Source organism: Pseudomonas brassicae, assembly GCF_010671725.1.
GTDB lineage: Bacteria > Pseudomonadota > Gammaproteobacteria > Pseudomonadales > Pseudomonadaceae > Aquipseudomonas > Aquipseudomonas brassicae.
In genome coordinates this window covers 1-8,349 of record NZ_JAAHBU010000405.1, presented here as the reverse complement: position 1 = coordinate 8,349, position 8,349 = coordinate 1, and the positions used below count along the sequence as shown (strand labels likewise).

The following is an 8,349-nucleotide window of genomic DNA, read 5'->3' as shown; positions in this document are numbered from 1 at the left end:
AAGCCAGCTCCCACAGGTGTGCCGTTGCCCTTCAGAACGGTGACTTACCTGTGGAGCTGGCTTACCAGCGAAAGAGACAACTCGGTTATATGGATATACCCGTAACTACCAACTGTTCACCACGCAACACCTTCCCGACACTAGCGCCGTATTGCAACACTGCGCTTAGTTCCTCTTCATGCTGAACGCCCTTTAAACAAGGCACTTCGCCAGTTGGCATGCTCTCTGCAATAGTCACCCTGAGATTGACTATACCAATAGAAACTCGCCTAATTTTAATCAGGTGGGGAGCAAGACCTTGAAACGCGTGCATTGGGCAACTTCAGCAGTATTACGGCATTCATCCCTGTTCGCTGTCAGCAGCGCCCTATTAACCTTTACGCCCCTGGCGTCGGCCGCCGACACCAGCCCCAACGGCGACAAGCGCCTGGGCACAGTGACCGTGCAGGCCGCCAAACAGACGCCTGCGCAAGCTGCACAGGCCAAGCTCGACGAGGTTGCCGGCGGTACCAGCCTGGTTACCCAGGCCGACGTCGAGAAAGGCCGCTCGGCCACCCTGGAAGATACGCTGGCCTATCAACCGGGCGTGTATGCCCAGGCCGCCGGTGGCAATGACGCTATCAAGATTTCCATTCGCGGGTCCGGTGCCAATACCTCGCCCGGTTATTTCCGCGAAGGCACCAAGTTCCTCTTCGACGGCCTCGCGCTGACTGGCGCCGGTGGCACGCCCTATGAACTTCTGGATACCCAGGGGCTCAACTACACCGAAGTACTGCGCGGCGCCAACGCCTTTGAATATGGCGCATTGTCGCTGGGCGGCGCGATCAACTTCGTGACTAACTCCGGGCTCACCGCGCCGGGTAATCGCATCAAGGTCGAAGGTGGCAGCTTCGGCTGGCAGAAACAGACCCTGAGCACCGGTGGCGTGGCCGGCAATGCCGACTACTTCGTCAGCGTCGACAACTCCAGCCGTGACGGTTACCAGGATTTCACCTTCACCAAGGCCAAGGGCGTGGTCAGCAACTTCGGCTACCGCTTCAACCCCAAGCTTGAAACCCGCCTGTACATCCGCTACCGCGAGGAGTACCACGAGAACTCGGGCGCGCTGACTCGCGCCCAGCTGAAAAAGAACTCCACCCAGACCAACGTCGCCACCCGCGACACCCGTGGCGACTCGACCAAACGCGGCTCAACCTGGGTCGGCAGCAAGACCACCTACACCTTCGATGACGACGCCACCCTCGAAGCCGGGCTGGTGTACCACAACTATCCGCAGATCCTCAGCCGCCAGAGTACCGTCAACCCCAACTACTGGGACTGGCGCGACATCAACTACTCGCTCAAGTACAGCCGCACCGACCAGCTGTTCGGGCTGCCAAGCACCAGCACCGTAGGTTGGAGCAGTACCGAGCATGTGCGCTCGGGCGTGCGCACCTACCGGGGCGACAAGGACCTGGACGTGCTGCAGAAGCAGGTCGAGTACGATGGCTCGTTCGACCACGTGTTCAGCCTGGGCAACGACCTGGGGCTGACCGACAAACTGTACCTGGCCACCGGCCTGTCGGCGATCCAGATCAAGCGCGACATCAACGTCACCTTCAGCGACCGGGCCAATACCAGCGGCCTGCCGGACCACTACCAGTACGATCAATGGAAGCTGGCGCCGCGTATCGGCCTGCGCTACTACATCGCACCAGACGTGCAACTGTTCGCCAACGCCAGCCGCTCCATCGACCCGCCAAGCTCCTGGTCCAGCTCCGGCTCCGGGGTCACCAGCAACTACGCCAAGCCACTGGTACCGCAAGCGGCCAACACCGTCGAGTTCGGCATCAAGGGCAAGGCGGGGGTGTTCGACGGCAGCCTGGCGTTCTACAAGTCGTGGATCAAGAACGAGCTGCTCAACGTCGAAGTGCTGCCGGCTACCAGCACTTCGGCCGCGGTGGTCTCCACCTCCAACGCCACGCCGACCATCCACCAGGGCATCGAGGCCGGCTTGAGCACTCGCCTGTGGGAAGGCGCCAATGGCGACAGCCTGACCTGGCGCCAGGCCTACACGCTCAACGACTTCCACTACGAAAACGACCCGCTGTTCAAGCAGAACGAACTGCCGGGGCTGCCCAAGCACGTGTACCAGAGCGAGCTGCAGTACCAGTGGGCCAGCGGTTTCTATGCGGGGGTCAACGTGCGTTCGGTGTCGAGCACGGCGGTGGACTACGCCAACAGCTTCTACGCACCGTCCTACACGCTGTGGGGCGCGCGGCTGGGCTACGACGACCCGGGCAAGACCTGGCAGGTGTACCTGGACCTGAAGAACCTCACCGACCAGGATTACGTGACCGCCGTGCTGCCGACCTACAACGCCCAGGGCAGGGACGTCGCGTCGCTGTACCCGGGTGACGGTTTCGGCGCCTTCACCGGCGTCACCTACAACTTCTAAGCCCGCGCGGCCAGCGTTGTGGTGCACCTGCACACGGCGCTGGCGGAGGAAGCACATGACCCTGATCACAAGGCTCGCACGCCTGGCCGTACTCGCCAGCGTGATGGCGCTGGGCGCCTGCAAGCCAGCCGGCGAACTGCCGCACGCAAGCCGTTCGACCCTGGACGGTGTGCTGCGCGACGGCAGCGTGAGCTACGCCGCCGAGGACTTTCGCGAGGCCAGCCCCGGCAAGCCGGGCGGTACTTTGCGCGTCACCACCGCGCTGGACACCACCACCCTCGACGTGCACTCGATTTCCCACGGCAACGTGCAGTGGCTGGGGCGCATCCTGTTCGACTGCCTGCTGTACCAGGACGAGCAGGGCAATATCTCGCCGTGGCTGGCCAAGTCATGGGAGATTTCGCCCGATGGCCTGACCTATACCTTCCACCTGCGCGATGACGTGACGTTCAGCGACGGCGAGAAATTCAATGCCCGCGCCGTGCAGGTCAACCTTGAACACATGCGCGATCCGGCAACCAAGTCACCCTTGGCGGCGGCCTACATCGCGCCGTACGTGGAGGGGCGGATTGTCGATGAATACACCTTCGAGGCGCGCCTGCGCGAACCCTACTCGCCGTTCCTCGACGTACTGGCACAGTCCTGGCTGAGCATGCTCTCGCCACGCCAGATCCTGCAGGCACCCAAGTCCATCGCCGAACACCCGATCGGCACCGGGCCATTCGTGCTTGAAAGCTACACCCGCGAACAGAGCCTCACCTTCGTCAAGCGCAAGGGCTACCACTGGGCCCCGGCCGTCACCCGGCACAGCGGCGAAGCCTACCTGGACCGCATCGAGCTGAGCATCATTCCCGAACCGATGATCCGCTTCAGCGCGCTGGAGTCGGGCCAGTCGGACTTCACCGTGGATGCCCCGGCGCAGAACGCCAAGGCCATTCGTGCCAACCCCGACCTGCGCATGCACAGCCGCATCCGCAAGGCCAACCCGTTCCGCAGCATGGTCTTCAACGTCGAGCGCTTCCCGTTCCAGGACGTGCAGGTACGCCGCGCGGTGGCCAAGGCCATCGACCGTGAAGGCCTGACGTGGATCACCGGCTTTGGCGAGTACCAGGCCAAAGACGATTTTCTCGCGGCCAATACCCGCTATTACGACCCTGCCTTCAAGGACGTGCTCGGCTACGACCCGGCCGAGGCCAACCGCCTGCTCGACGAAGCGGGATGGGGCCAGCGCGATGCCGATGGCTATCGGGTCAAGGATGGCCAACGCCTGGCCGCCCGACTGGTCACCTATGAGACCGGCGCCTACCCCGGCAGCGTTGGCGTGGCGATCCAGGCTGATCTGAAAAAGATCGGCTTTGAGCTGACCATCGAGCTGATGCCCCTGGCGCAGTTCACCCAGTACCGCTATTCGAGCAACTTCCAGCTGCTGGCCGGTGGTTACTGGCACACCAACACTCCTGACGGGCTGTACATCCTCTACCACAGCAACGCGATCAGCACGCCCAAGCTCATCGGCCAGAACGCCGGCCGCTTTCGCGATGACCTGCTGGACGCGGCACTCTCGGCAGCGCGGCGCTCCACCGACCCGGTTGAACTGGCGGCGCTGTACCGCACCGCGCAACAACGCCTGGTGGAAACCGTGCCGGCGATACCGGTGTTCGAGGCGCATGTGGTGGTCGCCTACCGCAAGGCGGTCAAGGGCGTGATCTTCGATACCTCGCACAACACCCCCTTCTTCACCAGTGTATGGCTCGACCCGGAGGCCCAATGAACACCCTGCGCCTGTTAGTGCGTCGACTGTTGTCCGGCCTTGGCGTGCTGTGGGGCGCCGCCACGCTGACGTTCCTGGCCATCAACCTGAGCGCCGGCGACCCGGCACTGGCCATCCTCGGTGGCCCGGAGGCCATGCCCAGCGCCGAACTGATCGCCCAGGTACGCGCCGAATATGGTCTGGACCAGCCCTTGATCGTGCAATACAGCCAGTACCTCGGGCGCCTGGCCCAGGGTGACTTGGGTGAGTCCTATCGCTTGCGCATCCCGGTAGGGCAGGTGATTGCCGGGCAACTGGGCGCCACCGTGCAACTGTCGCTGGCCGCTGCGGCGCTGGCGGTGCTGCTGGCGGTGCTGGTGGCCGTGACCACGGCCAACCGCGCGCCGTGGATCCGCTCGCTGGTGTCGGGCACCGAGCTGGTGTTGTCGTCGGCCCCCTCGTTCGTGATCGGCCTGGTCCTGCTGCTGGCGTTCGCGTTCGGCTGGCACCTGTTGCCACCGTCCGGCTCCAAGGGCTGGCAGGCCCTGATCCTGCCCAGCGTGGCGCTGGCCCTGCCGGTGGCGGCAGTGCTCAGCCAGGTGCTGCGCCAGGAACTGGAAGACATCCTCGAGCAACCCTTCATCGCCATGGCCCGCGCCCGTGGCCTGTCCGAAACCGGCGTGCGCCTCAAGCATGCGCTGCGCCACGCGCTGGTGCCGCTGGTGACACTGTCCGGGTTTGTGTTCGCCAGCCTGCTGGGCGGTGCCGTGGTCATCGAACTGCTGTTTTCGCGCCAGGGTATCGGCCGATTGATGCTCGACGCGGCACTTTCCAAAGACATGCCGCTGCTGCTGGGGATCACCCTGCTGGCCGCCGCCCTCTACGTGGTCGTGAATTTTCTCGTCGACCTGATCAACCACTGGGTGGACCCGCGTGCCAAGGCCGTGTGATGCCATCTTTCAGCAAGGACCTGCCATGACTGAGCAAACCTCCTACCGCGCGCTGCAGGCGCGCTTCCAACCGCTGTTCGAGCAGATCGGCGCCGGTGCGGTTGCCCGCGAACAGCAGCGCGAACTGGCCTTCGAGGCCGTCGAACTGCTGCGCAATGCGGGCTTCAGTGCGCTGCGCGTGCCACCGGCCCACGGCGGTAGCGGGGTCAGTCTGCCGGTGCTGTTCGGCCTGTTGATCGACCTGGCCGAAGCCGACTCGAACCTGCCGCAGATCGTGCGGGCGCACTTCGGTTTCGTCGAAGGGCGCCTGTCCAGCCGCGACGCCGCGTCCCAGGACTACTGGTTCGCCAAAGTGGTGGCGGGCCAGCTGTGGGGCGCGGCGATGGCCGAGCGCAGCGACAGCAGCACCAACTCGGTGAGCCTGGCAGCAGGCGAGGGCGGCTGGCGGCTCAATGGCGAGAAGTACTACTGCACCGGCACGATCTATGCCGACTGGGTGGCGGCCGTGGCCATGCACGATAAGGATTTCGTCAGCGTGGTGGTCGCCGTGGACGCCCCCGGCGTAACTCGCGAAGACGACTGGGACGGCTTTGGCCAGCGCCTGAGCGGCAGTGGCACCACGCGTTTCGCGGATGTCGCGGTGCCCGAAGCGCATGTGCTGCGGCGCTTCAAGCCCGGCGAACTGCGCGCCGAGTCGTACATTTCGGCGTTCTACCAGCTATTCCACCTCGCCACCCTGGCCGGCATTGCCCGCGCGGCGTTGCGCGATGCCAGCGCATTCGTGCAGGGCCGCACACGCGCCTTTGGCGTACCCGGCCAGTCCAGCCCCAAGGACGACCCACTGGTGCAGCGGGTGATCGGCCGGCTGTCGAGCCTGGCCTACGCCAGCGAAACCCTGGTGCTGGCCAGCGCCGAGGTGCTGGAGCGGGTACACCAGGCCGAACTGACCGATACCGCACAAGAGGCCGATTACGTCGAGGCCGATATCCGCACCTTCCAGGCCCAGCAGGTGGTGCTGGAACAGGTGCTCGAAGCCACCACGCTGCTGTTCGAGGTGGGTGGCGCCTCGGCCACCAGCCAGGCCCGGCGCCTGGACCGGCACTGGCGCAATGCCCGCACCCTGGCCTCGCACAACCCGGCCATCTACCGCGAACGCGCCTTGGGCAACTACTACCTCAATGGCGTGAGCCCGGGCGCGGCCTGGCGTGCGCTGCATGCGCAGGACGGCGCCACCGTGCGCGATGAAGCCAGTGCGGTTTGACCACAGATCAGGAGCAACTGCCATGAGCCAGCCCGCAAAACAGATGAGCATCGGCATGAATATCCTCGGCTTCGGCGCGCATGCCGGCGCCTGGCGCAAGGCCGAAGTACCCGCCAATGCCTACCTGGACGTCGAGTACTACCGCAACATCGCGCGCATTTCCGAACGTGGCTGCCTGGATGCGATCTTTCTCGCCGACGGCCCGGCACTGGCCGGCGACATCGCCCAGCACCCGGCCGGGCGCCTGGAGCCCACCGTGCTGCTGACCGCAGTAGCGCTGGCCACCCGGCACATCGGCGTGATCGCCACCGCGTCGAGCACCTACAACGACCCGTTCAACCTGGCCCGGCGCTTCAGCTCGCTGGACCATATCAGCGGCGGGCGTGCCGCCTGGAACGTGGTGACCAACGCCGGGGACGCGGCGGCGCAGAACTTCGGCCTGGCCGGTGCGCCACGCCATGTGGACCGCTATGCGCGGGCCGACGAGTTCATCGACGTGACCCTCAAGCTGTGGGACAGCTGGGAAGACGACGCGGTCATCGGCAACGCCGCCAGCGGGCGCTTCGCGGACCCGCACAAGGTGCACAGCATCGATTTTGTCGGTGAGCATTTTTCGGTCAAGGGCCCGCTCAACCTGCCGCGCTCGCCCCAAGGCCGGCCGGTGCTGGTGCAGGCCGGCTCGTCCGAAGGCGGCAAGGCGCTGGGTTCGCGCCATGCCGATGCGATCTTCACCACCCAGACCACCTTGCCCGATGGCCAGGCGTTCTATCAGGAGATGAAACAGCGTGCGCGCAACTGGGGGCGCAACCCCGAGCACCTGAAGATCATGCCTGGGCTGTCCACCGTGATCGCCAGCACCGAGGCCGAGGCGCATGCGCGCTTCGACGAGCTCAATGCCTACCACGGCGAGGCCGGCCTGGTGCAGCAGTTGGCCTTTCGCGTCGGGCTGTCACCGCACGAACTGGACCTGGACGCGCCGCTGCCATGGGCGCGCATTGGCCCGGTCAGCGAGTTCGAGCGCGGCTCGCACGGTTTTCTCGAAGCGCAGCTGAACCTGGCGCGCCGCGAGAACCTGACCATACGCGAACTGTCGCGCCGCATCCTGGTTGGCCACCGCCTGCTGGTGGGCACCCCCGAGCAGGTGGCCGACACCCTTGAACACTGGTTCCTGGCCGGCGCCGCCGACGGCTTCAACATCATGCCCGACATGTTCCCGTCGGGCGTGGAGGTGTTCGTCGAGCAGGTGGTGCCGCTGCTGCAGCAGCGCGGCGTGTTCCGCCGCGAGTACAGCGGCAGCACCCTGCGTGATCACCTGGGCCTGCCGTACCCGGCCAGCCAGTACCAACGTGCGGCCGAAGCCGTCTGACCCTCTTTCAAAGGACCACCGCATGAACTACCGCACACTGGGCAACACCGACCTCAAGGTCAGCCTGATCGGCCTGGGCACCATGACCTGGGGCCACCAGAACAGCGAACAGGATGCCCACCAGCAGCTCGACCTGGCACTGGACCATGGCGTCAACCTGGTCGACACCGCCGAGATGTACCCGACCCCGACCCATGCCGAAACCTGGGGCAGCACCGAGCGCTTCATCGGCACGTGGCTGGCCAGGACGGGCCGGCGTGCCGATATCGTGCTGGCGAGCAAGATCGTCGGCCCGGCGCGCCAGCCCGGCGGCGCCACGCACATTCGCGAAGGCCTGACCCGGCATGACCGGGCCAATATCGTCGCGGCGCTGGACGGCAGCCTCAAGCGTCTGCAGACCGACTACCTGGACCTGTACCAGCTGCACTGGCCCGACCGCACCACCAATATCTTCGGCCAGCGCGAGTACCCCTATGTGGACGACCCGCAGGCTATCGCCATCGGCGAAACCCTGAGCGTGCTGGCCGAGCAGGTAAAGGCGGGCAAGATCCGCCATATCGGCGTGTCCAACGAAACCCCGTGGGG

The 8,349-nt window shown here is 65.4% G+C and carries 6 protein-coding genes; all 6 read left to right on the top strand.

The features are described from left to right. The first annotated feature begins 307 nt into the window (after window positions 1–307). On the top strand, window positions 308–2,437 hold the full coding sequence (locus tag G3436_RS22920; protein ID WP_338001307.1) for a TonB-dependent receptor family protein: 2,130 nt from the start codon (window positions 308–310) through the stop codon (window positions 2,435–2,437). Window positions 2,438–2,492: 55 nt separating this feature from the next. Further along, window positions 2,493–4,208 carry an ABC transporter substrate-binding protein gene (locus tag G3436_RS22915; RefSeq protein ID WP_163949838.1) on the top strand — a complete coding sequence of 572 codons (1,716 nt, stop codon included), beginning with the start codon at window positions 2,493–2,495 and terminating at the stop codon, window positions 4,206–4,208. Next, window positions 4,205–5,137, top strand: coding sequence for an ABC transporter permease (locus G3436_RS22910; RefSeq protein WP_163949835.1), 933 nt, complete (start codon window positions 4,205–4,207; stop codon window positions 5,135–5,137). The genes G3436_RS22915 and G3436_RS22910 overlap by 4 nt, the downstream gene beginning before the upstream one ends. A 25-nt stretch (window positions 5,138–5,162) precedes the next feature. Further along, window positions 5,163–6,398 (top strand): acyl-CoA dehydrogenase family protein, encoded by a 1,236-nt coding sequence (locus G3436_RS22905; RefSeq protein ID WP_163949832.1) that lies wholly within the window; start codon window positions 5,163–5,165, stop codon window positions 6,396–6,398. 22 nt (window positions 6,399–6,420) lie between these two features. Beyond that, window positions 6,421–7,764 (top strand): LLM class flavin-dependent oxidoreductase, encoded by a 1,344-nt coding sequence (locus G3436_RS22900; RefSeq protein WP_163949827.1) that lies wholly within the window; start codon window positions 6,421–6,423, stop codon window positions 7,762–7,764. A gap of 22 nt (window positions 7,765–7,786) precedes the next feature. Then, on the top strand, window positions 7,787–8,349 hold a 563-nt coding region (locus G3436_RS22895; RefSeq protein WP_178116573.1), incomplete at its 3' end, for an aldo/keto reductase.

What these genes read in the sequence shown, in the direction of transcription:
- G3436_RS22915 (WP_163949838.1), top strand. Translation starts at nt 2,493, where the DNA reads ATGACCCTGATCACAAGGCTCGCACGCCTGGCCGTACTCGCCAGCGTG.
- G3436_RS22900 (WP_163949827.1), top strand. Translation starts at nt 6,421, where the DNA reads ATGAGCCAGCCCGCAAAACAGATGAGCATCGGCATGAATATCCTCGGC.
- G3436_RS22905 (WP_163949832.1), top strand. Translation starts at nt 5,163, where the DNA reads ATGACTGAGCAAACCTCCTACCGCGCGCTGCAGGCGCGCTTCCAACCG.
- G3436_RS22910 (WP_163949835.1), top strand. Translation starts at nt 4,205, where the DNA reads ATGAACACCCTGCGCCTGTTAGTGCGTCGACTGTTGTCCGGCCTTGGC.